The 25,493-nt window shown below is 64.8% G+C and carries 22 protein-coding genes and 3 tRNA genes; all 25 read right to left on the minus strand.

What is annotated here, in order from left to right; translation table 11 throughout:
- Positions 1-51: 51 nt before the first annotated feature.
- Positions 52-2,160, minus strand: coding sequence for a polyribonucleotide nucleotidyltransferase (gene pnp / locus AC5P8C_RS04225; RefSeq protein WP_005417884.1), 2,109 nt, complete (start codon positions 2,158-2,160; stop codon positions 52-54).
- 151 nt (positions 2,161-2,311) lie between these two features.
- Positions 2,312-2,572: a 30S ribosomal protein S15 gene (gene rpsO / locus AC5P8C_RS04230; protein ID WP_005417886.1), complete on the minus strand. Its 261-nt coding sequence runs from the start codon at positions 2,570-2,572 to the stop codon at positions 2,312-2,314.
- 174 nt (positions 2,573-2,746) lie between these two features.
- Positions 2,747-3,655 (minus strand): tRNA pseudouridine(55) synthase TruB, encoded by a 909-nt coding sequence (truB, locus tag AC5P8C_RS04235; RefSeq protein WP_019660574.1) that lies wholly within the window; start codon positions 3,653-3,655, stop codon positions 2,747-2,749.
- Positions 3,656-3,763: 108 nt separating this feature from the next.
- Positions 3,764-4,147 carry a 30S ribosome-binding factor RbfA gene (rbfA, locus tag AC5P8C_RS04240; RefSeq protein WP_019660575.1) on the minus strand — a complete coding sequence of 128 codons (384 nt, stop codon included), beginning with the start codon at positions 4,145-4,147 and terminating at the stop codon, positions 3,764-3,766.
- Positions 4,148-4,312: 165 nt separating this feature from the next.
- Positions 4,313-6,955 carry a translation initiation factor IF-2 gene (infB, locus tag AC5P8C_RS04245; protein WP_019660576.1) on the minus strand — a complete coding sequence of 881 codons (2,643 nt, stop codon included), beginning with the start codon at positions 6,953-6,955 and terminating at the stop codon, positions 4,313-4,315.
- A 92-nt stretch (positions 6,956-7,047) separates the two neighbouring features.
- Complete coding sequence (gene nusA, locus AC5P8C_RS04250; RefSeq protein ID WP_019660577.1) at positions 7,048-8,559, minus strand: transcription termination factor NusA; 1,512 nt, start codon at positions 8,557-8,559, stop codon at positions 7,048-7,050.
- Between the two features lie 4 nt (positions 8,560-8,563).
- Positions 8,564-9,154, minus strand: coding sequence for a ribosome maturation factor RimP (gene rimP / locus AC5P8C_RS04255; RefSeq protein ID WP_019660578.1), 591 nt, complete (start codon positions 9,152-9,154; stop codon positions 8,564-8,566).
- Positions 9,155-9,519: 365 nt separating this feature from the next.
- A tRNA-Met gene (locus tag AC5P8C_RS04260) sits at positions 9,520-9,596 on the minus strand.
- Between the two features lie 82 nt (positions 9,597-9,678).
- Positions 9,679-9,755, minus strand: a tRNA-Met gene (locus tag AC5P8C_RS04265).
- A 127-nt stretch (positions 9,756-9,882) separates the two neighbouring features.
- Complete coding sequence (gene nuoN, locus AC5P8C_RS04270) at positions 9,883-11,343, minus strand: NADH-quinone oxidoreductase subunit NuoN (protein ID WP_019660579.1); 1,461 nt, start codon at positions 11,341-11,343, stop codon at positions 9,883-9,885.
- 15 nt (positions 11,344-11,358) lie between these two features.
- Positions 11,359-12,867: an NADH-quinone oxidoreductase subunit M gene (locus AC5P8C_RS04275; protein ID WP_019660580.1), complete on the minus strand. Its 1,509-nt coding sequence runs from the start codon at positions 12,865-12,867 to the stop codon at positions 11,359-11,361.
- A 23-nt stretch (positions 12,868-12,890) separates the two neighbouring features.
- Positions 12,891-15,059, minus strand: a complete 2,169-nt coding sequence (gene nuoL / locus AC5P8C_RS04280) for an NADH-quinone oxidoreductase subunit L (protein ID WP_019660581.1) — start codon at positions 15,057-15,059, stop codon at positions 12,891-12,893.
- A 7-nt stretch (positions 15,060-15,066) separates the two neighbouring features.
- Entirely contained in the window at positions 15,067-15,372 is a 306-nt protein-coding gene (gene nuoK / locus AC5P8C_RS04285; RefSeq protein ID WP_005417921.1) for an NADH-quinone oxidoreductase subunit NuoK, read from the minus strand.
- A complete protein-coding gene (locus tag AC5P8C_RS04290; RefSeq protein WP_019660582.1) occupies positions 15,369-16,025 on the minus strand; it encodes an NADH-quinone oxidoreductase subunit J in 657 nt (218 codons plus the stop codon). Before AC5P8C_RS04290 ends, nuoK begins: the two co-directional genes overlap by 4 nt.
- 9 nt (positions 16,026-16,034) lie before the next feature.
- Positions 16,035-16,523, minus strand: a complete 489-nt coding sequence (gene nuoI, locus AC5P8C_RS04295; RefSeq protein WP_005410456.1) for an NADH-quinone oxidoreductase subunit NuoI — start codon at positions 16,521-16,523, stop codon at positions 16,035-16,037.
- Between the two features lie 4 nt (positions 16,524-16,527).
- Positions 16,528-17,622, minus strand: coding sequence for an NADH-quinone oxidoreductase subunit NuoH (nuoH, locus tag AC5P8C_RS04300; protein WP_058982298.1), 1,095 nt, complete (start codon positions 17,620-17,622; stop codon positions 16,528-16,530).
- Positions 17,619-19,853, minus strand: a complete 2,235-nt coding sequence (gene nuoG / locus AC5P8C_RS04305) for an NADH-quinone oxidoreductase subunit NuoG (protein WP_495218368.1) — start codon at positions 19,851-19,853, stop codon at positions 17,619-17,621. The genes nuoH and nuoG overlap by 4 nt, the downstream gene beginning before the upstream one ends.
- A complete protein-coding gene (nuoF, locus tag AC5P8C_RS04310) occupies positions 19,850-21,190 on the minus strand; it encodes an NADH-quinone oxidoreductase subunit NuoF (RefSeq protein ID WP_005417934.1) in 1,341 nt (446 codons plus the stop codon). Before nuoF ends, nuoG begins: the two co-directional genes overlap by 4 nt.
- Before the next feature lie 4 nt (positions 21,191-21,194).
- Positions 21,195-21,722: an NADH-quinone oxidoreductase subunit NuoE gene (gene nuoE, locus AC5P8C_RS04315; RefSeq protein WP_014647867.1), complete on the minus strand. Its 528-nt coding sequence runs from the start codon at positions 21,720-21,722 to the stop codon at positions 21,195-21,197.
- Between the two features lie 97 nt (positions 21,723-21,819).
- Complete coding sequence (locus AC5P8C_RS04320; protein ID WP_005417935.1) at positions 21,820-23,127, minus strand: NADH-quinone oxidoreductase subunit D; 1,308 nt, start codon at positions 23,125-23,127, stop codon at positions 21,820-21,822.
- Positions 23,124-23,873, minus strand: a complete 750-nt coding sequence (locus AC5P8C_RS04325; protein WP_005410462.1) for an NADH-quinone oxidoreductase subunit C — start codon at positions 23,871-23,873, stop codon at positions 23,124-23,126. Before AC5P8C_RS04325 ends, AC5P8C_RS04320 begins: the two co-directional genes overlap by 4 nt.
- Before the next feature lie 33 nt (positions 23,874-23,906).
- Complete coding sequence (locus AC5P8C_RS04330; RefSeq protein WP_005410463.1) at positions 23,907-24,461, minus strand: NuoB/complex I 20 kDa subunit family protein; 555 nt, start codon at positions 24,459-24,461, stop codon at positions 23,907-23,909.
- Complete coding sequence (locus tag AC5P8C_RS04335; RefSeq protein ID WP_010486426.1) at positions 24,452-24,808, minus strand: NADH-quinone oxidoreductase subunit A; 357 nt, start codon at positions 24,806-24,808, stop codon at positions 24,452-24,454. Before AC5P8C_RS04335 ends, AC5P8C_RS04330 begins: the two co-directional genes overlap by 10 nt.
- Positions 24,809-24,919: 111 nt before the next feature.
- Positions 24,920-25,004: transfer RNA gene (locus tag AC5P8C_RS04340), tRNA-Leu, on the minus strand.
- Positions 25,005-25,055: 51 nt separating this feature from the next.
- Positions 25,056-25,493 (minus strand): preprotein translocase subunit SecG, encoded by a 438-nt coding sequence (gene secG, locus AC5P8C_RS04345; protein ID WP_019660586.1) that lies wholly within the window; start codon positions 25,491-25,493, stop codon positions 25,056-25,058.

Below are 25,493 nucleotides of genomic sequence, written 5' to 3' on the forward strand. Positions count from 1 at the left end.
GAAAGCGTGAGGACCAACGGTCCTCACCCACCGCACGATCAGCAGTACCGATTATTCGGCGCTGGCGCCTTCGCCTTCTTCGACGGCCTTCATCGACAGGCGGATACGGCCCTGCTTGTCGACTTCCAGCACCTTGACCTTGACCACATCGCCTTCCTTCAGCTTGTCGCCGACCTTCTCGACGCGCTCGCTGGAGATCTGCGACACGTGGACCAGGCCGTCCTTGCCCGGCAGGATGGTGACGAACGCACCGAAGTCCATGATCTTGGCGACCTTGCCTTCGTAGATGCGGCCCGGCTCGACGTCCGAGGTGATCTGCTCGATGCGGGCCTTGGCAGCCTGGGCAGCGATGGCGTTGACCGACGCGATGACGATGGTGCCGTCGTCCTGGATGTCGATCTGGGTGCCGGTTTCCTTGGTGATGGCCTGGATGGTCGAGCCGCCCTTGCCGATCACTTCGCGGATCTTGTCCGGGTGGATCTTGATGGTCAGCAGGCGCGGCGCGTAGTCCGACAGCTCTTCACGCGGAGCGGTCAGGCCGTGGGCCATCTCGCCCAGGATGTGCAGGCGGCCAGCCTTGGCCTGCTGCAGGGCCTGCTTCATGATTTCTTCGGTGATGCCTTCGATCTTGATGTCCATCTGCAGGGCGGAGATGCCCTCAGCGGTACCGGCCACCTTGAAGTCCATGTCGCCCAGGTGATCTTCGTCACCCAGGATGTCGGACAGGACCACGAAACGATCGCCTTCCTTGACCAGACCCATGGCGATACCGGCCACCGGGGCCTTCACCGGCACGCCGGCGTCCATCAGGGCCAGCGACGAGCCGCAGACCGAGGCCATCGACGAGGAACCGTTCGACTCGGTGATTTCCGAAACGACGCGGATGGTGTACGGGAAGGCTTCCAGCGACGGCATGACAGCCAGCACGCCGCGCTTGGCCAGACGACCGTGGCCGATTTCGCGGCGCTTCGGGCCCATCATGCGGCCGCACTCGCCCACCGAGAACGGAGGGAAGTTGTAGTGGAACAGGAAGTTTTCCTTGTACTCACCGGCAACGGCGTCGATGACCTGGCCATCACGGGCGGTGCCCAGGGTGATGGTCACGATGGCCTGGGTTTCGCCGCGGGTGAACAGCGAGGAACCGTGGGTACGCGGCAGCACGCCGGTCTTCACGGTGATCGGGCGGACGGTGTCCAGCGCACGGCCGTCGATGCGGACCTTGGTGTCCAGCACCGAGTCACGCATGGTGCGGTATTCCAGCTCGCCGAATTCCTTCGACAGCTCGGCCGGGTTCCAGCCTTCGGCGGCCACGCGGCCCGCCAGGGCTTCGAACACGTCCTTCTTGATCGCCGAGATGGCGTCGCGGCGCTGCAGCTTGTCACGCACCTGGAAGGCTTCGCCCAGGCGCGGGCCGATGGCTTCCTTCAGGGCGGAGATCAGCGCGTCGTTCTTGGCCGGGGCTTCCCAGGTCGACGGCTTGGTGCCGGCTTCGACGGTCAGCTCGTTGATCGCGTTGATGACCTTCTGCATTTCGCGGTGACCGAAGGTCACGGCGCCCAGCATCACTTCTTCGGACAGCAGCGCGGCTTCGGATTCGACCATCAGCACGGCGTTGGAGGTACCGGCGACGACCAGTTCCAGCTGCGAGTCAGCCAGTTCGCTGACGGTCGGGTTCAGGATGTACTCGCCGTTCTTGTAACCGACCTTGGCAGCGCCGATCGGACCCATGAACGGGGTACCGGCCAGGGCCAGGGCAGCCGAGGCACCGATCAGGGCCGGGATGTCACCGTCCACGTCCGGGTTCAGCGACATCACCGTGGCGATGATCTGCACTTCGTTCTTGTAGTCTTCCGGGAACAGCGGGCGGATCGGACGGTCGATCAGGCGCGAGATCAGCGTTTCCTTCTCGGTCGCACGGCCTTCACGCTTGAAGAAACCACCCGGGATACGGCCGCCGGCGTAGAACTTTTCCTGATAATCGACGGTCAGCGGGAAGAAGTCCTGGCCTTCGCGCGCGCTCTTGGCGGCGACGGCGGTGACCAGCAGTACGGTGTCGTCCATCTTGACGATGACGGCACCGCTGGCCTGGCGGGCGACTTCGCCGGTCTCAAGCGTGACGGTGTGCTTGCCGTACTGGAAGGTTTTGGTGATTTTTGCCACGGAGGGTGTCCTTGGGGATGCTGTCTGCGAATTTGGACCGTCGGCGACCCTTGCCGCCAGCGGGTGACCGGATCGTTCCGGCCTGAATCGGGGATTGCGGTACTACAAAACAAAACCGCGGCGCATCGCTGCGCCGCGGGGAATTCGTTGCTTAGCGACGCAGGCCAAGCTTCTCGATCAGGGCCTTGTAACGCTCGACGTCCTTCTTCTTCAGGTAGTCGAGCAGGCTGCGACGGCGGTTGACCATCTGCAGCAGGCCGCGGCGGCTGTGGTGGTCCTTCTTGTGGGTCTTGAAGTGGCCGGTCAGCAGTTCGATGCGGGCGGTCAGCAGGGCCACCTGGACTTCCGGGGAGCCGGTGTCAGCGGCGCTGCGCTTGTTGTCTTCAATGACCTTCTGGGTGTCGATCGACATTTCTTTTTTCTCTGTGATGCGTGGCCGGCAGGAACGCGCTTCGCGCACCGCCAGGCTCGCCGTGGACTACGAGGATGAAACCTGCACGAGGCAGGCTGCCGGAAAACGGCCGCGAAATTGTAACGGCCAGGGGCTTCCGGGACAAGGACCGGGGCTGAACCGCCCTGGCCCCGGTCAGAGGTTGAAACGACGCTGCGGAGCCAGCAGGCCACTGCCATCGACCTGGCCCAGCCCCTGGACAGCATCGCCCGGACCGAACACCGCCACCAGGCCGTGGGGCCAGGACGGGTCGCGCTGGCGCTGGCCGACGCAGAAGCGATGGGTCTGGTCGGCATCGAGATCGACCCGCGGGTATTCAGCCAGGCCGGCCGCCAGCGGCAGCAGCAGCGCATCCATGGCCGCCTCGTCGCCGGCCTCGGCCATCGCCCGCAGCTGGTCCAGGGTGACCATCGCCGGTTCGCGGAACGGCTCCACCCAGAGCCGGCGCAGCGCACTGATGTGTGCGCCACATCCCAGCGCCTCGCCCAGGTCGCGGGCCAGGCTGCGGATGTAGGTGCCCGAACCGCAGGTCACGCGCAGCCGCAAGCGCTCAGGCTGCTGCTCCAGCACGTCGATGGCGTGCACCTGCACCTCGCGTTCCGGCGCCTCGATGACGTCACCACGGCGGGCCTTCACATACAGCGGCTCACCACCCTGCTTCAGGGCCGAATAGACCGGGGCACGCTGGCGGATGTTGCCGGTCAGCGGCGCCAACGCGGCCTGCAGGGCCTCGGCACCGATCGCCGGTACCGGGCGCTGCAGCAGCACCTGGCCCTCGGAATCGTCGGTATCGGTCGTCTGGCCGAGCACGATCTCGGCATCGTAGGCCTTGGCCGACCCCAGCAGCAGCCCAGCGATCTTGGTCGCCTCGCCGAAGCACAGCGGCAGCAGACCGGTGGCCAGCGGGTCGAGGCTGCCGGTGTGGCCGCCCTTCTCGGCACGGAACAGGCGACGGGCCACCTGCAGGGCGGCGTTGGAGCTCATGCCGGTCGACTTGTCGAGCAGCAGGATGCCATCCAGGCGGCGGAACTGAATTCGGGTCATGACAGATACGGGTAGCGCCGGGCCATGCCCGGCGAGCGCGAAGCGCGGCCAGCGTCCGGCCTCGCACGGTCAGAATGAAAAGACGCCGGGCATGGGCCCGGCGCTGGCTTATTCTTCGTCGCTCTCGCGACGCTTCTCCGCGGCCAGCGTATCGGGCAGGTCGCGCAGGAGGTTGTCGATATGCTCGCCACGATCGACCGAGTCGTCGTAGTGGAAATGCAGCTCCGGCACATGGCGCAGCTTCATTGCCCGGGCCAGGTCCATGCGCAGGCGGTAGCCCAGTTCCTTCAGGCCGGCCACCGCTTCCGCCGAACGCTCCGGCATCAGCGCGGTGACGAAGACCTTGGCATGAGCCATGTCGCGGGTGATTTCCACGTCGGACACGCTCACCGAGGGCAACCCGTGCTCGCGCACGGCGTTGTGCACCAGGGTGCCGAGTTCGCGGCGCAGCTGGGCAGAGACACGGTCGGTTCGATGGAAAGTCTTGGGCACGAGGAGCTCTTGGTTCAGTTGTCGCCCGACCAACGGTCGGGCGCTACCTTTGATTCGATTGTCGCCCGGCCAACGGTCGGGCGCTACATCTACCATGGTACCCGACCGTTGGTCGGGTTCTACATCACGGTAGGGCCCGACCGTTGGTCGGGCCGCCTTGCAGCATTACAGGGTGCGCGGCACTTCGATACGCTCGAAGCACTCGATCTGGTCACCCGGCTTGACGTCGTTGTAGGCCTTCACCGCGATACCGCATTCGGTACCGTTGCGGACTTCCTCGACGTTCTCCTTGAAGCGACGCAGCGATTCCAGCTCGCCCTCGAAGATCACCACGCTGTCGCGCAGCACGCGGATCGGCTTGTTGCGCTTGACCACGCCCTCGATGACCATCGAGCCGGCAACAGCGCCCAGCTTGGAGCTGCGGAAGACGTCGCGGACCTCGGCGATACCGATGATCTCTTCGCGGATCTCCACGCCCAGCAGGCCGGAGGCCACCTGCTTCACCTGATCGATCACGTCATAGATGATCGAGAAGTAACGCAGGTCCACGCCGTTGGATTCGATGATGCGACGGGCCGAAGCATCCGCACGCACGTTGAAGCCGATGACGGTGGCCTTCGAAGCGGCCGCCGAGTTGGCGTCCGACTCGGTGATGCCGCCCACGCCGGAGTGGATCACGTTGATGCGGATGTCGTCGTTGGACAGCGCGACCAGTGCCTGGCTCAGGGCCTGCACCGAACCCTGCACGTCGGCCTTGATGACCAGGTTGAGGACCTGCTGGCCCTCGCCCTTGCCCAGGGTCGCCATGATGTCTTCCATGCGGCTGCCCGCAGTGGCGACCAGGCGCGATTCACGGCGCTTGGTCTCACGCTGCTGGGCAACGTCCTTGGCCAGGCGCTCGTCCTCGACGACCACGAAGTCGTCACCGGCTTCCGGCACGCCGGACAGGCCCAGGACCTGCACCGGGATGGACGGGCCGGCGAACTCCGGCTGCTTGCCGGTTTCGTCGAACAGCGCACGCACGCGGCCGTACTGGATGCCGCACACCAGGTAGTCGCCCTTCTTCAGGCGACCCTGCTGCACCAGCACGGTGGCGACCGGGCCACGGCCCTTGTCCAGCGACGATTCGATCACCACGCCCGAGGCCCGGCCTTCGTCGACCGCCTTCAGTTCCAGCAGTTCGGCCTGGATCGAGATGGCGTCCAGCAGGTCGTCGATGCCCAGGCCGGTCTTGGCCGAGATCTCCACCATCTGGGTGTCACCACCGAAGTCCTCGGCCACGACCTGCTCGGACAGCAGTTCGTTCTTAACCCGCATCGGGTCGGCGTCGGACTTGTCGATCTTGTTGATCGCCACGATCAGCGGCACACCCGCCGAACGGGCGTGCTGGATCGCTTCCTTGGTCTGCGGCATGACGCCGTCATCGGCAGCAACGACCAGCACCACGATGTCGGTCAGCTTGGCGCCGCGCGCACGCATCGAGGTGAACGCCGCGTGGCCCGGGGTATCCAGGAAGCTGATCACGCCCTTGGGCGTATCCACGTGGTAGGCACCGATGTGCTGGGTGATGCCGCCGGCTTCGCCGGTGGCAACCTTGGTGCGGCGGATGTAATCCAGCAGCGAGGTCTTGCCGTGGTCGACGTGGCCCATGATGGTGACCACCGGCGGACGCTGGGTGGCTTCGCCCTGGTTTTCACCGGCCGAGGCCAGCAGCGCGTCTTCGGCGTCGTTGTCGTTGGCACGGATCGCCTTGTGGCCGAGTTCTTCGGTCACCAGCGCGGCGGTGTCATGGTCGATGGACTGGGTGATGGTGGCCATCACGCCCATCTTGAACAGCGCCTTCACCACCTCGCCACCCTTCAGCGCAAGCTTCTGCGCCAGGTCGGCCACGGTAATGGTGTCGCCGATCGCCACTTCACGCACCACCGGCGCGGTCGGACGTTCGAACGCGTGCGGGCCGGCGTTGTTGCCACCACGCGACATGTCGCGACGGCCACCGGCCTGGTTGCGGCCGCCCGGACGACCACGGGTGTTGCTGTTGTTGCTGTTGCCACGACGCGCACGATCGGCCGCGGACAGGTGCATCTGGCCGGCGAAACGATCACCCGGGCCACGCTCGTTGCGCGGCGCGCTGCGGTTGTTGCGGTCGTCGTTGCGCGGCGGCGGCGCACTGCGCGGCGCAGCCGGGGCTGTCGCCGGGGCGCGCGGCGGGCGCGGCGCGGTTTCGTCGATCGGAGCACGCTTGGGCTTGCTGGCAGCCAGCGTCTCGGCCGCCTTGGCGGCAGCCGCAGCCTCCTCGGCGGCCTTCTTCTCGGCCTCGGCGCGTTCCTTGGCGGCGGCCTCTTCCTCGCGGGCACGGACGATGGCTTCGTCGCGCAGACGATCCTTTTCGGCCAGCGCCTGCTGTTCGGCGAGGTTGCGCGCACGCGACTCTTCCAGCTTGCGCAGGATGTCGGCGCGCTCTTCGTCCGGCGTCATGGCGCGAGCACCATCCTTGACGTAGGTACGCTTCTGGCGCACCTCGACATTCACGGTCGTCTTGCTGCGACCGGAACTGACCGTCACTTCCTGCTGTTTCCGGCGGTTGAGCGTGATCTTCTTTGCAGACTGATCCGTCTCTTCCGGGGCCTGCTCGGGCTTGCCGTGCGAACGACGAAGGAAGCCCAGGAGCTTCACCTTCTCGGTACTGGTCACGACCTGGTCGGGACCGCTGAACTTCATGCCGGCACCGGCCAGCTGTTCCAGCAGTTTTTCGACCGGCGTGTTGACCAGTTCGGCAAGCTTGCGGATGGTGGTTTGCTGCGACATTCGGATCCTATGATCTTGTGGGCGCCCCCCCGCATCTGGAGGTGGCGCGGATTCTACGCCCTGAGCGGCTCAGGGCCCTGTTCATTGCCGGCTCATTCGCCGCGTTCCAGTCGGGCGATCTCCTCGGCACGCGCGGCCAGGATCAGCGCCGCAGCGCGCTCCTGGTCCAGCCCTTCAATGCCGAAGTCCATGACCTCGTCGGCGGCCAGGTCGGACAGGTCCTCGCTGGTACGCACGCCGTGGCCGGCCAGCGCATACGCGGTGGCTTCGTCCATGCCCTTCAGGGACAGCAGGTCCTGCGCCGGCTGGCCGTCTTCAAGGCCTTCCTCGACTGCCAGGGCCTCATTGAGCAGCGCATCGCGGGCACGAGCGCGCAGCTCTTCGACGATGTCTTCGTCGAAACCTTCCACGGCCAGCAGTTCGCCGACCGGGACATATGCGATTTCCTCGACGGTGCCGAAGCCTTCGCTGACCAGGATGCCGGCGATCTCTTCGTCCACTTCCAGCTTGTCCATGAACAGCTGGCGTGCGGCGGCCTGCTCGGCCTCCGACTTGGCGGTGACCTGGTCCTGGGTCATCACGTTGAGCTGCCAGCCGGTCAGGCGGCTGGCCAGGCGCACGTTCTGGCCGCCCTTGCCGATCGCCTGGGCGAGACGGTCTTCGGCAACGGCCAGGTCCATCGAGTGCTTGTCTTCATCGACGATGATCGACTGGACTTCGGCCGGCGCCATCGCATTGATGACGAAGTTGGCCGGATTGTCGTTCCACAGCACGATGTCCACGCGCTCGCCGTTGAGCTCGTTGGACACGGCCTGCACGCGCGAACCGCGCATGCCGATGCAGGCACCGATCGGATCGGTGCGCTGGTCGTGGGCCAGCACGGCGATCTTGGCGCGATCGCCCGGATCGCGCGCACAGGCCTTGATTTCCACCAGGCCCTGGCCGACTTCCGGCACTTCCAGCTTGAACAGCTCGATCATGAATTCCGGGGCGGCGCGGCTGATGAACAGCTGCGGACCACGCGGTTCCGAACGGACCTCGGCCAGGTAGCCGCGCACGCGGTCACCGGCGCGCAGCACGTCGCGCGGGATGCCCTTGTCCTTCGGAATGAAGCCTTCGGCGTTGCCACCGAGGTCGACATAGATGTTGCCACGCTCGGCGCGCTTGACCACGCCGGTGATCAACTCACCGACACGATCCTTCCACGCGTCCACGACCTGCTGGCGCTCGGCTTCGCGCACGCGTTGGACGATGACCTGCTTGGCGGCCTGGGCAGCAATGCGGCCGAAGTCCGGGTTCTCGATCTGTTCTTCGATGTAGTCGCCGACCTCGACGCCTTCGGCTTCGTCGACGGCATCCATCAGGCGGATCTGGCGGTCGGGCGACTCCATGACCACATCATCGGCCACCACTTCCCAGCGGCGGAAGGTTTCGTAGCTGCCATCCTTGTGGTCGATGACCACGCGGGTCAGCACTTCCTCGTCGGGATAGCGCTTCTTCGCTGCCGAGGCCAGAGCGGCCTCGATGGCATCGAAGATCACTTCACGTGGCACGCCCTTCTCGTTGGCGACTGCGTCGACTACCAGCAACAGTTCCTTGCTCATTGGCTCACTCCGCGCGCGGCTTCTTTGCCGCCGGCTCGTTGGAAGAAGAATTCGTGTTCGGCTTCGGACGCTTCGGTGCCGGACCGGTCGGCTTGCTCGGGGCCAGCCCCAGCGCCACCCAGTCGGGCATGATCCGTGCCTTGTCGATGTTGTCGGCCGACACCACCACTTCGGCCTTGTCGACGATGAAGGTGATGGTGCCCGCAGCCTCGTCGGTCGCCTCGATACGCCCCTGCAGGCGACGACGGTTGTCCTGCGGCAGCTTCAGCGTGACCTTGGCCGATTCACCCTGGTGGCGAGCGAACTGCTCCAGGTTGAACAACGGGCGATCCACGCCCGGCGAGGACACTTCCAGCGTGTAATTGCCGCTGATCGGGTCTTCGACGTCCAGCTGCGCCGACACTTCGCGGCTGACCCGCTCACAGTCGTCGACATTGATGATGCGCTCGGGCTGTTCAGCCAGTGGCACGTCGATGTAAAGGCGCAGGGTCGCACCGCCGGGGGCCGGCAGATACTCAACGCCCAGCAGCTCCAGGCCCAGCGACACAACGGTCGGGGCGAGCAGATTCGCGATGTCGGTTGCCTTGTCGCTCACAGCCTGCCTTGATCTCTTGGTTGGGTGCCGGCCTTGGCCAGCGTGAAAACATGACGCCCCGGAAACGACAAAGGGCCCGCTGGGCCCCTTTTCCGGAAAGACTCCGGTGACTGGATTCCGGTTGCAACCTGCATTGCCTGCCGGTCGCGGCCCTCCTTCCGGATCCGGACTCCCGCTGGGAGGCCGCCTTCAGGGGTACTGCTAGGCCGCTGATGATAGCGGCTGCACCGCGCTGGTGCAAGGTGCGGGCCTGGGGGCAGCCCCTTTTCCGCACCGGCAGTTCGGGCATGGTTCGACTCTACAGAAACGGGCCAGCCCAAAGAAAAACGCCTTCGAAGGAGGACTTCGAAGGCGATCTCTTTACTTGGTAGCGGGGGCAGGATTTGAACCTGCGACCTTCGGGTTATGAGCCCGACGAGCTGCCAGACTGCTCCACCCCGCATCAGGAGCGGAATTATGAGCGCTTGCTTCGAAACATGCAAGCTTTCCCTCATTCATCAAATCGGTTGGCACCGATCCGACGTTGGTAGCGGGGGCAGGATTTGAACCTGCGACCTTCGGGTTATGAGCCCGACGAGCTGCCAGACTGCTCCACCCCGCACCGGAAGTGTTTGAACTGCTGCCGCGCTCTTTCGAGGACGGCTACCGCAACGATGTTCTGGCTGAACCGCTGCAGTGACAACTCAGGCTGCGCATATTACACGAATTGCGCAGCTTTGTGTCAATTTTTATGCAAGATGCGCAAATGCCTGCTGGCACCAGACCATGATCGGGTTCCAGGCAAGGCCCAGCGCCAGCAGTGCCAGCGCGTTCACGCCCAGCACCAGGCCCAGCACGCGGTCGTTGCTGCGCGGCATGGCCTCGCCCACCGGCTCATCGAAGTACATGACCTTGATGACGCGCAGGTAGTAGAAGCAGCCCACCACGGCGCACAGCACGCCAAGGATGGCCAGCCACAGCAGGCCGCCGTTGACGGCCGCGCCCAGCACCGCCAGCTTGGTCCAGAACCCCAGGAACGGCGGGATGCCGGCCAGCGACGCCATGATGCACAGCACCAGGCCGGCCATCCACGGATTGCGGGCGTTGAGCCCCTTGAAGTCCTCGATGTTCTCGGCTTCGAAACCGGCGCGCGACAGGGCGATGATCGCACCGAAGGCAGCGGTCGACATGATGGCGTAGGCCAGTGCGTAGAACAGCGCGGCGGCATAGCCCTGCGCGCCGCCACCGGCGATGCCCATCAGCAGGAAGCCGATGTGCGAGACGGTGGAGAACGCCAGCATTCGCTTGAGGTTGCTCTGCGCGATGGCCATCAGGTTGCCGATGACCAGCGAGACTGCGGCCAGGCCGGCAATGAGCAGCTGCAGCTCGGTCGACAGCGGCCCCACGCCCATTTCCAGCAGGCGGTAGGCCATGCCGAAGGCCGCCAGCTTCGGCGCCGAGCTGATGAACAGCGCGATCGGTGCCGGGGCACCCTGGTAGACGTCCGGCAGCCACATGTGGAACGGCGCGGCGCCCAGCTTGAAGGCGACGCCGGCGATCATGAACACCGCACCGGTGATCAGCAGCACGCGCTCTTCCGAGTGCGGGATGGCATCGCGGATGACGTCCAGGTGCAGGCTGCCGGTGGCGCCGTAGATCAGCGACATGCCGTACAGCAGCAGGCCCGAGGCCAGCGAGCCCAGCACGATGTACTTCATCGCCGCTTCCGAGGCCAGGCCGTTTTCACGATTGCTGGCGACCAGGGCGTAGGAGCACAGCGCCAGCAGCTCCAGGCCCAGGTAGACCATCAGCAGGCTGCCGGCCGAGACCAGGATCATCATGCCGGCGGTACCGAACAGGATCAGCACCGGGATCTCGCCCTGGAACAGGTTGCGGTCACGCAGGTAGCGCCAGCCGTAGATCAGGGTCAGGCCGCTGAGCAGCACGATCCCGGTCTTCATCACGTCCGCGGCGGTATCGCGCACGAACATGCCATGGAAGACCTCCCCCTGCCCGCCCACGCCGGTGGCCAGCATGAACAGCACCACGGCCAGCGCAGCGAGCGCGAACAGGTGGGTGACGATCTTGTTCCGGTTGCTGACGAACAGGTCGAGGATCATCAGGGCGAAGGCGCTGCCGATCAGCACCAGCTCGGGAGCGAGCGGTGGCAGGTCAGCGGCGGTCAATGGCAGCAGCGGCGAGGTGGTCATCATCAAATCCTGGAATTACAGCAGCTTGCTGGATGCGATCTGCATCGCCAGCTTCGCGATCGAGGGCTCCATCAGGTCGGTCAGCGGCTTGGGGTAGATGCCCAGGGCCAGCACGCCGATGGCGAACACGCCCAGCACCAGCCATTCGCGGCCGTTGATGTCCTTCAGTTCGGCCACATGGCTGTTGGCCACTTCGCCGAAGAAGATGCGCTTGTACAGCCACAGGGTGTAGGCGGCGCCGATGATCAGGGTGGTGGCCGCGCCCAGGGCGATCCACGGATTACGCTGGAAGGCCGAGAGGATGACCATGAACTCGCCGACGAAACCGCTGGTACCCGGCAGGCCAGCATTGGCCATGAAGAACAGCATGGCGAAGGTGGCGAACCACGGCATCACGTTGACCACGCCGCCGTAATCGGCGATGCGGCGGCTGTGCATGCGGTCGTACAGCACGCCGACGCAGGAGAACATGGCGCCGGACACGAAGCCGTGCGAGATCATCTGCACCATGGCGCCCTGCAGGCCCAGGCGGGCGGCATCGGCGTTGCCGGCTTCACGCACCAGCCACAGGGCGATGAAGGTGCCGAGGGTGACAAAGCCCATGTGCGCGATCGACGAGTAGGCGATCAGCTTCTTCATGTCGTCCTGCACCAGGGCGACCAGGCCGACATAGATCACTGCGATCAGCGACAACGCGATCACCAGCCAGGCCCATTCCTGCGACGCGTCCGGAACGATCGGCAGGTTGAAGCGCAGGAAGCCGTAGCCACCGATCTTCAGGGCGATCGCGGCCAGGATCACCGAACCGGCGGTCGGCGCTTCCACGTGGGCATCCGGCAGCCAGGTGTGGACCGGGAACATCGGCACCTTGACCGCGAAGGCGATCAGGAAGGCGAAGAAGATCCAGGTCTGTTCCTTGGCCGACAGCGGCAGTGCGTACAGGTCGGCCAGCTGGAAGCTGCCGCCCTTCATGTACAGGTAGATCAGCGCCACCAGCATCAGCACGGAGCCGAGGAAGGTGTACAGGAAGAACTTCAGCGCGGCGTAGATGCGGCGCGGGCCGCCCCAGACACCGATGATCAGGAACATCGGAATCAGCATCGCTTCGAAGAACACGTAGAACAGCATCGCGTCCGTCGCAGCAAAGATGCCCACGGTGACGCCTTCCAGGATAAGGAAGGCCGCCACGTACTGGTTCACGCGCTTGTCGATGGCGCTCCAGGCGCCGATCAGGGCAAGCACGCTGACCAGGGTGGTCAGCAGGATCAGCGCCACGGCAATGCCGTCCACGCCCAGGTTGTAGCCGATCTTGTACGCCGGGATCCAGGCGTGGGTCTCGACGAACTGCAGACCGTCGACGCCCGCGTTGTAGCCGCTCAGCAGCGAGAGGCTCGCCACGAACGTCAGCACCGCTACGCCCAGCGACGCCCAGCGGGCGGTCTGCGCATCACGGATCGCAAGAATCAGGGCACCACCGATGATCGGCAGCCAGATGAGGACACTGAGTAGAGGCCAGTTCGACACGTCTTCTTATTCCGTACAGGTCATCAACGCAGGTAATGCATCAGCACGCCCAGCAGGGCAATCAGGCCGATGATCATCGCGAAGGCGTAGTGATAGAGGAAACCGGATTGGGTACGACGCAGCACGCCGGCTGCGACGTCCACAACACGTGCCGAGAGATTGACCACGCCGTCGACGATGTTGCTGTCGATCCAGCGCGAGACCTTGCCCAGCTTGACGCTGCCACCGGCAAAGCCATCGATCCACAGCTTGTCGAAGCCGTACTTGTTTTCCAGCACCGAAACCAGCGGAGCGAAGGTCTTGCGGGCCTTGCCCGACAGGTCCGGCTTCCACAGGTAGAACAGTGCGGCCAGCAGGAAGCCCGCAACGGTCAGCACGAACGCCGGCGCCATCATGCCGTGCAGCGCGAACGCGACCGGGCCATGGAACTCCTCGCCCAGGAAGCCGATGGTGTTCTTGGCCGGATCGTAGAAGTCCACGATGCCGGTGAAGAACGTATGCGCCTGTCCCTTGATGGCGTCGTGCGCGTGGTGGCCGGCCCAGTCGGTGCCATACAGCATCGGACCGATGCTGAAGAAGCCGATGGCGATCGAAGGGATGGCCAGCAGGATCAGCGGCAGGGTCACCACCCACGGGGTTTCGTGCGGCTCATGAGGACCGTGGCCATGGCCGTGGTCGTCGTGATGCGCATCGCCGTGGTGGGCATCGGCGGCATGGTGCTCGTCATGGCCATGGCCATGCGCGTGGTCATCATGCGTGTCGCGGAATCGTTCCTTGCCATGGAAGGTCAGGAACAGCAGGCGGAAGCTGTAGAAGCTGGTGACGATCACGCCGCCCAGTACGGCCCAGTAGCCGTAGGTGGCCACCCAGTTGTTGGACAGGTGCGCGTGCAGCTCGGCCGCCTCGATGATGGTGTCCTTCGAGTAGAAGCCGGAGAAGAACGGCGTACCCACCAGCGCCAGGGTACCGATCCACATGGTGATGAAGGTGATCGGCATGTACTTGCGCAGGCCGCCCATCTTGCGCATGTCCTGCTCGTGGTGCATCGCGATGATGACCGAGCCGGCGCCCAGGAACAGCAGGGCCTTGAAGAAGGCGTGGGTCATCAGGTGGAACACGGCGGCCGAATAGGCCGACACGCCCAGTGCAACCGTCATGTAGCCCAGCTGGGACAGCGTGGAATACGCGACGACGCGCTTGATGTCGTTCTGCACGATGCCGATCAGGCCGGTGAAGAACGCGGTGGTGGCACCGATGAACAGCACGAAGTTCAGCGCGGTCTGCGACAGCTCGAACAGCGGTGACATGCGGGTGACCATGAAGATACCGGCTGTCACCATCGTCGCGGCGTGGATCAGTGCCGAGATCGGGGTCGGGCCTTCCATCGAGTCCGGCAGCCACACATGCAGCGGGACCTGGGCCGACTTGCCCATGGCACCAATGAACAGGCAGATGCAGATGACGGTGGCGATCGACCAGATCACCGGCTCGTTCAGCAGCTGCATGCCCAGGATGGTGCCGTCCCAGATCTGCAGCTGGGCGCGCGGGTCAGCCAGCATGCCGGCCTGCGAGAACACCTGCGAGTAGTCCAGGGTGCCGAACACCCACAGCACGCCGGCGATGCCCAGCAGGAAGCCGAAGTCACCGACGCGGTTGACCAGGAACGCCTTCATGTTGGCGAAGATCGCGGTCGGGCGCTTGAACCAGAAGCCGATCAGCAGGTACGACACCAGGCCCACCGCTTCCCAGCCGAAGAACAGCTGCAGGAAATTGTTGCTCATCACCAGGGTGAGCATCGAGAAGGTGAACAGCGAGATGTAGCTGAAGAACCGCTGGTAGCCCGGGTCGTCCTGCATGTAGCCGATCGTGTAGATGTGGACCAGCAGCGACACGAAGGTCACCACTACCATCATCATCGCGGTCAGCTTGTCGACCATGAAGCCGACGTGCGCCGAATACTGGCCGACTTCAAAGAACGTGTAGATGTTCTGGTTGAACGGCTGCGCGCCGCCCCACATCAACTGGTAGAACGTGTACATCGACAGGCCGCAGGCCACCGCGACGCCGAGGATGGTGATGGTCTGCGCGCCGAAGCGCTTGACCTGGCGACCGAACAGGCCGGCGATGATGCTGCCGAACAGCGGTGCGAGCACCACTGCGATCAACAGACTCTTGGAGAGAGTGATTTCCATCTGTGGATCAGCCCTTCAACGAATCGACTTCGCCGACATTGATCGTGCGGCGGGTACGGAACAGGGTCACCAGGATCGCCAGGCCGATGGCGGCTTCCGCGGCGGCGACGGTCAGGATGAAGAACACGAACAGCTGGCCGGACGGATCGCCCAGCTGGCGCGAGAAGCCGACGAAGTTGATGTTCACCGACAGCAGCATCAGTTCGATCGACATCAGCAGGACGATGACGTTCTTCCGGTTGAGGAAGATGCCGGCCAGGCTGATGGCGAACAGCACCGCGCCAAGCGCAAGGATGTGGCCAAGGGTAATCACGGCTGGGTCTCCTCGCCGGTGGCCGGCTTGCTGTTGCTGTGCACGACCGGGGCCTCGGCACCCATCTTGACCATGCGCAGACGCTGGCCGGCCTTGACCATGGTCTGCTCACCCGGGTTCTGGCTCTTGACGCCGGTGCGGCGACGCAGGGTCAGCATCACGGCAGCAACCACGGCCACGGTCAGGATGACGGCGGCGAACTCGAACGGAAGCAGGTACTCGGTGAACAACGTGCGCGCCAGCCAGGTGATGTTGGACGTGTCGGCGGCGACCGCAGCGGCGTTGTCGGCCGGGAACGGCGTGGCCGAACGCGCCTTGACGCCGATCAGGATCAGCATCTGCACCAGCATCGCGACGGCGACGATGAGGCCGACCGGCAGGTAGCGCACCCAGCCCTCACGCAGCTTGGTGGGGTCGATGTCCAGCATCATCACCACGAACAGGAACAGCACCATCACCGCGCCGACGTAGACCAGCACCAGCGCCACACCGAGGAACTCGGCGCCCACCAGCAGCCACACGCAGGCAATGGAGAAGAAGGTCAGCACCAGGCAGAGCACGGCGTGAACCGGGTTGCGCACGCTGATCACCGCACCGGCCGAAACCGTTGCCGCGATGGCGAACACCCAGAAAGCGATATTTACCCAATCCATCTCTCGACCTCAGCGGTAAGCGGCATCGGCGGCACGACGCTCGGCGATCTCGTTTTCGAGACGGTCGCCCAGGGCCAGCAGCTGCGGCTTGGTAACGATGTTTTCGCCACGATTCTCGAAGTGGTACTCGAGGATGTGGGTTTCGACGATCGAGTCCACCGGGCAGCTTTCCTCGCAGAAGCCGCAGAAGATGCACTTGAACAGGTCGATGTCGTAGCGCGTGGTGCGGCGGGTTCCGTCCTCGCGCTTGGCCGAGTCGATGGTGATGGCCAGCGCCGGGCACACCGCTTCGCACAGCTTGCAGGCAATGCAGCGCTCTTCGCCGTTGGGGTAACGGCGCAGCGCGTGCAGGCCACGGAAGCGCGGCGACTGCGGGAACTTCTCCATCGGGTACATCATCGTGTATTTCGGCTTGAAGCTGTACTTCAGCGTCAGCCAGAGGCCCGCCAGCAGTTCGAGCAGCAGCAGGCTCTTGAAGTAATGGGTAATCCTGTTCATCACTTTAGACGCCCTTTTGAATCACGCCGAAGAACACCATGACGGCGGTAACCGCGATCCACAGAATGGCCAGCGGGATGAAGACCTTCCAGCCCAGGCGCATGATCTGGTCGTAGCGGAAGCGCGGGAAGCTGGCACGGAACCAGATGTAGGCACTGGCGAAGAAGAACACCTTGACGAACAGCCACGGCGCGCCGCCCTTCCAGACCCAGTCGACCAGCGGCGAGACATCGCCGAAGTTGACCCAGCCCTGGACCGGGCTCAGCCAGCCGCCGAGGAAGAAGATCGAGATCAGGAAGCTGATCAGGATCATGTTCGCGTATTCGGCCAGGAAGAACAGGGCGAACGCGCCGCCGGAGTACTCGACCATGTGGCCGGCGACGATTTCCGATTCGCCTTCCACCACGTCGAACGGCGCGCGGTTGGTTTCAGCCACGCCCGACACCCAGTAGATGACGAACAGCGGGAACAAAGGCAGCAGGAACCAGTCGAAGAAGCCGGAACTGCCGGCCTGCGCCATCACGATGTTGCTCAGGTTCAGGCTGCCCGAGGCGATCATCACGCCGACCAGGGCAAAGCCCATGGCGATTTCGTAGCTGATCATCTGTGCCGAGGCGCGCATCGCACCCAGGAACGCGTACTTCGAGTTGGACGCCCAGCCGGCCAGGATGATGCCGTAGATGCCCAGCGAGGTCATCGCCAGCAGGTACAGCAGGCCGGCGTTGGCGTTGGACAGCACGATCTGCGAATCGAAGGGGACCACCGACCAGGCCGCGAAGGCCGGGGCCAGGGTGATCAGCGGGGCCAGCAGGTAGATCGCCTTGTTGGCGCTGCTCGGCTGGACCACTTCCTTGAACAGCAGCTTGAAGACGTCGGCGAAGGCCTGGAAGATGCCCATGCCCACATACATCGGGCCGTGGCGGACGTGCATCCAGCCGATCAGCTTGCGTTCCCAGACCACGTAGAAGGCCACCGAGATGATCACCGGAACGGCGATCACCAGGATCTTCAGGATGATCCAGATCAGCGCGCCGATGTCACCGAGGCCCAGCAGCCACTGGTGCAGCGGGTCGACCGCGTTCAACAGCAATTCGTTCATGCAGCCACCACCGATACGCGAGCGGCACCCAGCGGCGCGGTCGCGCCGTGGCCCGATTCAATCCAGACCGAACCCGCTGCGACGCGGGCGTCGACCACCACCGGCAGGGTGGCCTTGCCGGCATCGGTGCCGACCTTGGCCATCTGCCCTTCCTGCAGCTGCAGGCGAGCGGCATCTTCAGCGTTCAGCACGATGCGCGGGGCGTTGCTGAGCGGATGCGACTGCAGCGCCGGCGCGCGACGGACCACCGCATCGGTGCGGTAGATCGCGGCGGTCGAAGCCACTTCCAGGCCTTCACCGGCAACCGCCGGCTGTGCCGAAGCGGCAATACTGACCGACACAGGGGCCAGGCTGGCACGCAGTCCGGCCAGGTCGGTGAAGTCGAAACCGGCCAGCGCCATGTCGCCGCCCAGGGCGCGCAGCACGCGCCAGCCTTCACGGGCCTCGCCCGGCAGCTTGCCGCCGGCACGGGCCGACTGCTCGCGACCATCGAGGTTGGTCAGGGTGGCATCGATTTCCGGCAGCGCACCGATCGGCAGGATCACGTCTGCAACGTCGCGGGTCGAGGCGCAGGCGAAGTGGCTGAACGCAACCACCTGGGCACCCACCAGCGCCTTGCGCGCGGCCGGTGCATCGGCGAAGTCCAGGCCCGGCTCCAGCCCGTACACCACGTAGGCCTGGCGCGGCTGCGCCAGCATCGCGGCGACGTCCTTGCCGGCCGGCAGCACGCCGGCGCGGGTCAGGCCCACGGCGTTGGCGCCCTGCGGGATGCGGCACAGCTTGGCACCGGTCGCTGCGGCGAAGTCACGCGCCGCGGCGCGGATCGCGGCAGCCTGCGGGTGATTCTCGGCGATGCCACCGACGATCAGCACGGTGTTGTTGCCGCCCTGCACTGCCGAACGCAGCTCGCTGCTGGCCAGCGCATCGACGAACTTGGACGGTGCGACGATCTGCTTGCCGGCAATGCTGAAGGCAAAGTCGAAGTCCACCGGATTGATGACGTGGATCTTCGCGCCCTTGGTGGTCTGCGCCTTGCGCAGGCGGGCGTGCAGCAGCGGCAGTTCGTGGCGGATGTTGCTGCCCAGGACGACGATGCGGTCGGCGCCTTCGATCTCGGCCAGCGGCATGCCGAACACTTCGGCGGTTGCGGCGTCGGAGAAATCGCGGTTGTTGATGCGGTGGTCGATGTTGCCCGAGCCCAGGCCCTTGGCCAGGCGGGCCAGCAGCGCACCCTCCTCGTTCGAGGTCGACGGATGCACCAGCACGCCCAGGTTGTCGCCCTGGTTCGCCTTGAGGATCTCGGCGGCTGCGGCCAGGCCTTCGGCCCAGCTCACTTCCTTCCACTCACCATTGACCTTGCGCAGCGGCTTGACCGCGCGGTCTTCGCTGTACAGGCCCTGGTGCGAGTAGCGGTCGCGGTCGGACAGCCAGCACTCGTTCACCGCTTCGTTGTCGCGCGGCACGGTGCGCAGCACTTCGCCGCGACGCACGTGCAGGAACAGGTTCGAACCCATCGCGTCGTGGTAGCCCAGCGACTCGCGCGCGGTCAGCTCCCACGGGCGGGCGCGGAACTGGAACACCTTGTTGGTCAGCGCGCCGACCGGGCAGACGTCGACGACGTTGCCCGACAGCTCGGTGGTCAGCGGCTTGCCGTCGAAGGTGCCGATCTGCAGGTTCTCACCGCGGTACATGCCACCCAGTTCGTAGGTACCGGCAACGTCGGCGGTGAAGCGGACGCAGCGGGTGCACTGGATGCAACGGGTCATCTCGGTGGCCACCAGCGGCCCCATGTCCTCGTCCGGCACCACGCGCTTGCGCTCGTTGAAACGGCTGACCGAACGGCCATAGCCCAGCGATACGTCCTGCAGCTCGCACTCGCCGCCCTGATCGCAGATCGGGCAGTCCAGCGGATGGTTGATGAGCAGGAACTCCATCACCGAGCGCTGGAACTTCAGTGCCTTCTCACTGCGGGTGGCGACCTTCATGCCGTCCATCACCGGGGTAGCGCAGGCCGGCGCCGGCTTCGGCGACTTCTCCACGTCCACCAGGCACATGCGGCAGTTGGCGGCGATCGGCAGCTTCTCGTGGTAGCAGAAGCGCGGAATCGGAATGCCGGCCTTGTCGGCCGCCTGGATGATCATCGAACCCTTGGGCACGACCAGCGACTTGCCATCGATCTCGATGGTCACGTGGTCTGGTGGCACGTTCGGGTTTACGGGTTGCGCGCTCATGCGGCGGCTGCCTCCACCTTCTTGCCGTCAACCATCGAATGACCGTTGACGATGTAGTACTCGAATTCGTCCCAGAACTGGCGCAGGAAGCCCTGGATGGGCCATGCAGCCGCTTCACCGAACGCACAGATGGTGTGGCCTTCGATCTGGCCGGCCACCGCCTTCAGCTGGTGCAGGTCTTCCATCGTGGCCTTGCCGGCGACGATGCGCTCCAGCACGCGGTGCATCCAGCCGGTACCTTCACGGCACGGCGTGCACTGGCCGCACGATTCCTTGTGGAAGAACTGGCTGATGCGGCAGGCGAACTTGACGCAGCAGACGCTGTCGTCGAGCACCACGATGGCCCCCGAACCCAGGCCGGAGCCCAGCGCACGGATGGTGTCGTAGTCCATCGGCAGGCCCTTCAGCTCGGCCGCGGTCAGCACCGGCATCGACACGCCGCCCGGAATCGCGCCCTTGAGCTTGCGGCCCGGACGCAGGCCACCGGCCATTTCCAGCAGGTCGTCGAAGGTGGTGCCCAGCGGTACTTCAAAGTTGCCGCCGTTCTGCACGCAGCCGGACACCGAGAAGCACTTCGGGCCGCCGTTGGCGGTCAGGCTCAGGCCCTTGAACCACTCCGGGCCGTTGCGGATGATCGCCGGCACCGAACCGTAGGTTTCGGTGTTGTTGATCGTCGACGGCTTGCCGTAGAGGCCGAAGTTTGCCGGGAACGGCGGCTTGTAGCGCGGCTGGCCCTTCTTGCCTTCCAGCGATTCCATCAGCGCGGTTTCTTCACCGCAGATGTAGGCGCCGGCGCCCAGCGCACCGTAGATGTCGATGTCCACGCCGCTGCCGAGGATGTTCTTGCCCAGCCAGCCGTTCGCATAGGCGTCGGCCAGGGCCTGCTCGAAGTGCTCGAACGGCTCGTGGTGGAATTCACCGCGCAGGTAGTTGTAGCCCACGGTCGAACCGGTGGCGTAGCAGGCGATCGCCATGCCCTCCACCACCGAGTGCGGGTTGTAGCGCAGGATGTCGCGGTCCTTGCAGGTGCCCGGCTCGGATTCGTCCGAGTTGCAGAGGATGTACTTCTGCATGTTGCCCTTGGGCATGAAGGACCACTTCAGGCCGGTCGGGAAGCCGGCGCCACCGCGGCCGCGCAGGCCCGAGGCCTTGACCATCTCGATGACCTGCTCCGGCGGGATCTTCTCTTCGAGGATCTTGCGCAGGGCAGCGTAACCACCGGTCTTCAGGTAGCTTTCGTACGACCACGGGGTGTCGTAATGCAGGGTGGTGTAGACCACCTGGTGCGGCAGCGGCGCGGGGCCGACCGGACCCTTGGATTCGTGGTGATGTGCCATGCCCTTACTCCAGCCCGTCCAGCAGCTCGTCGACCTTTTCCAGGGTCAGACGCTCATGGTAGTGACCGTTGATGACCATCATCGGTGCGCCGCCGCAGCCGGCCAGGCATTCTTCCTCGCGCTTGAGGTAGACGCGGCCGTCCGGGGTCGATTCACCGTGCTTGATGCCCAGCTTCTTCTCGCAGTGGCGCACGATGTCTTCGGCGCCATTGAGCCAGCAGCTGATGTTGGTGCAGATGGCCACGTTGTTGCGGCCCACCTTCTCGGTCTCGAACATCGAGTAGAAGCTGGCGACCTCGTAGGCCCAGACCGGCGGCAGGTCCAGGTACTTGGCCACGGCGGCGATCAGCTCGTCGGTCAGCCAGCCCTGGTTCTGCTCCTGGGCCGCATGCAGGCCCTGCAGCACGGCAGAGCGCTTGCGATCCGGCGGGAACTTGGACAGCCAGTGATCGATGTGAGCGCGGGTCTTGTCGCTCAGCACCACCATCGGGTCGACGTCGCGCGCCGCCTCGAAATTACCTGTCGCCTTCATCGGCCGACCTCAGCGAAATGCATAACGTGAAATTCCAGAAACTGCGGCGCCGGCTTGCGCCGGCTGCCTGCAGCGGGCGTTGGCGTAGCGGACGGCATTACCGGTCAACCTCGCCGAACACCAGGTCGTAGGTACCGATCATCGCCACCACGTCGGCCAGCATGTGGCCGCGCACGACCGAATCGATCGAGGACAGGTGGGCGAAGCCCGGCGCGCGCAGGTGCACGCGGAACGGCTTGTTGGCGCCATCGGAGACCAGGTAGCAGCCGAACTCGCCCTTCGGGGCCTCCACCGCCGAGTAGGTCTCGCCGGCCGGTACGCAGTAGCCTTCGCTGAACAGCTTGAAGTGGTGGATCAGCGCTTCCATGTCGTCCTTCATGTCCTCGCGCCTGGGCGGAGCGACCTTGAAGTTCTTCACCATCACCGGGCCCGGGTTGGCCTTCAGCCACGCCACGCACTGCTTGATGATGCGGTTGGATTCGCGCATTTCGGCAACGCGGACCAGGTAGCGGTCGTAGCAGTCACCTTCCTTGCCCAGCGGGATGTCGAAATCGACGGCATCGTACTTGGCGTACGGACGCTTCTTGCGCAGGTCCCAGGCAATGCCCGAGCCGCGCAGCATCACGCCGGTCATGCCCCACTGATGGGCCAGCTCGGGAGTGACCACGCCGATGCCGACGGTACGCTGCTTCCAGATACGGTTGTCGGTCAGCAGGGTTTCGTATTCGTCGATGCGCTTGGGGAACTCGACGGTGAAGTTCTCCAGGAAGTCCAGCAGCGAGCCTTCGCGCGAAGCATTGAGCTGCTTCAGCGCCTTGCCCTTGTGCCAGCGCGATTCCTTGTACTTCGGCATGTGGTCCGGCAGGTCGCGGTAGACACCGCCCGGACGGTAGTACGCCGCGTGCATGCGCGCGCCGGAAACCGCTTCGTAGCAGTCCATCAGCTCTTCGCGTTCGCGGAAGGCGTACAGCATCACCGCCATCGCGCCCAGGTCGAGCGCGTTGGAGCCCAGCCACATCAGGTGGTTGAGGATGCGGGTGATTTCATCGTACATGGTGCGGATGTACTGGGCACGCTCCGGCGCCTCGATGCCCATCAGGGTCTCGATCGCGCGCACGTAGGCGTGCTCGTTGCACATCATCGACACGTAATCCAGGCGATCCATGTAGCCGATCGACTGGTTGAACGGCTTGGACTCGGCCAGCTTTTCGGTACCACGGTGCAGCAGACCCACGTGCGGGTCGGCGCGCATGATGGTTTCACCGTCCATTTCCAGGATCAGGCGCAGCACACCGTGAGCGGCCGGATGCTGCGGGCCGAAGTTCATGGTGTAGTTGCGGATTTCCTGCCGGCTTTCGGCGGCGTTGCTGGCGAACGCTTCGCCAGCCTGGTGTACGTGGCTCACTTCACTGCCTCCTGCGCGCGCTCACCTTCTGCGGTCTGCAGACGGGCGTCGTCGCGGATCACGCGCGGCACGCCGACACGCGGCTCCACCGAGGTGACCGGTTCGTAGATCACGCGCTTCTTTTCTTCGTCGTAGCGGACTTCGACATTGCCGATCAGCGGGAAATCCTTGCGGAACGGATGGCCGACGAAACCGTAGTCGGTCAGGATCCGGCGCAGGTCCGGGTGGCCTTCGAAGATCACGCCGTACAGATCGAACGCTTCGCGCTCGAACCAGTTCAGGCCCGGCCAGATGCCGGTCAGCGAGGACACCACCGGCAGCGCTTCGTCAGGGGCGAAGCAGCGCAGGTGCATCATCAGGTTGTGCTGGTACGAACGCAGCTGGGCGACCACGGCGAAGCGCTGGGTCGGCATGTGCTGCGGGCGGGCACCGTCGGCACCGTTTTCCTCGGTGGGGAACTCGCCCCACGCGAAGCGGCCCTGGGCCTTGCCTTCGACGCCACGGCTGAAGCCCTGCGAGGACACATCGGCGGTGTCCCACTCGTCGGAGCCGTAGCCGAGGTAGTCGACGCCGCACAGATCCACGGCCTGCTCGAAACCAAACTCGTCACGCAGCGCCAGGGCGGTGGCGTGCCACTCGGCGGCAGGCACTTCCAGCGTCACTTCGCCGCGGGGTTCGACCACGATGACCTTCGCACCAGCGAAACGTGCGGACAGTCGGTCGATGAAGGATGCTTGCTCTGCCATGGGGGCTTGGCGCGCTCTTGTCAGGTGAAGGGGTCAGCGGGCGATGGTCTGTGTACGCCAGATCTTCTTCTGCAGCTGCAGGATCCCGTACACCAGCGCCTCGGCGGTCGGCGGGCAGCCCGGGACGTAGACGTCCACCGGCACCACGCGATCACAGCCGCGCACCACAGAATAGGAGTAGTGGTAGTAGCCGCCACCGTTGGCGCAGCTACCCATCGAGATGACCCACTTCGGGTCCGGCATCTGGTCGTAGACCTTGCGCAGCGCCGGGGCCATCTTGTTGACCAGGGTGCCGGCCACGATCATCACGTCGGACTGACGCGGCGACGGGCGGAACACCACGCCGTAGCGGTCGAGGTCCAGGCGCGCGGCACCGGCGTGCATCATCTCGACGGCGCAGCAGGCCAGGCCGAAGGTCATCGGCCACATCGAGCCGGTGCGCGCCCAGTTCAGCAGTGCATCGACGCTGGTAGTGACGAAGCCCTTCTCCAGCAGCGGGTTGTCGCCTTCCGGCCGCAGGATGTCATCAACCCGGCCTTCCGGCGTGGGGTTGTTCATGAGGCCATCGAGAGTCTGAATCACTCCCATTCCAGCGCTCCCTTCTTCCAGACGTAAATGAAACCGAGGAACAGCATGCCGACGAACAGGCCCATGGTGATGAGCGAGCGGGCGCCCAGTTCCATGAAGACCTGGGTCCACGGCACGATGAAGATGATTTCCAGGTCGAAGACGATGAACTGGATCGCGATCAGGTAGTAGCGCACATCGAACTTCATGCGCGCGTCTTCGAAGGCCTCGAAGCCGCACTCGTACGGCGAGAGCTTTTCCAGATCGGGGCGGCGGGGACCGAGGAATCGACCAACCAGCATCAGCGTAACGCCGATACCGGTGGCAACGATCAGAAACAGCAGAGACGGCAAATATTCGGCCAGCACAGCGATTCTCTCTTGCCTCTGCCGCCGCGCCTGCAGGCGCTTTGGCATGGGGGAGTGGACGGGAATCTGCCTGGCGCCTTGCGCGCCAGACGAACCCGCTTTACTTACAAATGGTGCCCAAGAGGGGACTCGAACCCCTACGACTTGCGTCGCTACCACCTCAAGGTAGTGCGTCTACCAATTCCGCCACCTGGGCAAACGATCACATCAGACTATCTTCCCGATGCGCCGCGTATTGTAACCGGCTTCAGTGTTTCTGGGAGCCTTCCGAAGGCTTTTCTTCACCAGAAACCGAAGATTCCGCCTGAGCCGGCACATTCGCCGCCGGAACCGGGGCGGCCGGGACCGCATCGGCCTTCGGAACGGCCGGCAGTTCGCCCGCCGGAGCCGCCGGCGCGCTGGCCGCCGGGGCGGACATCAGGCCCAGATCCTGGTCGGCCGCCGGGCGGCTACCGTGACCGGCATACCAGGCCATGAAGAGACTGATGCCGAAGAACACCACGGCCAGCCACTTGGTCGACTTGGACAGGAAGTTCGAGGCGCCGCGCGCACCGAACACCGTGCCCGAGGCACCAGCACCAAAGCCCGAACCTGCCGCCGCACCCGAGCCACGCTGCATCAGGATCAGCGCGATCATGGCCACAGCGACCAGCACGTAGACGACATTGAGGATCAACATCAGCAT

The organism is Stenotrophomonas sp. YJH_SMC_46, from assembly GCF_059370315.1.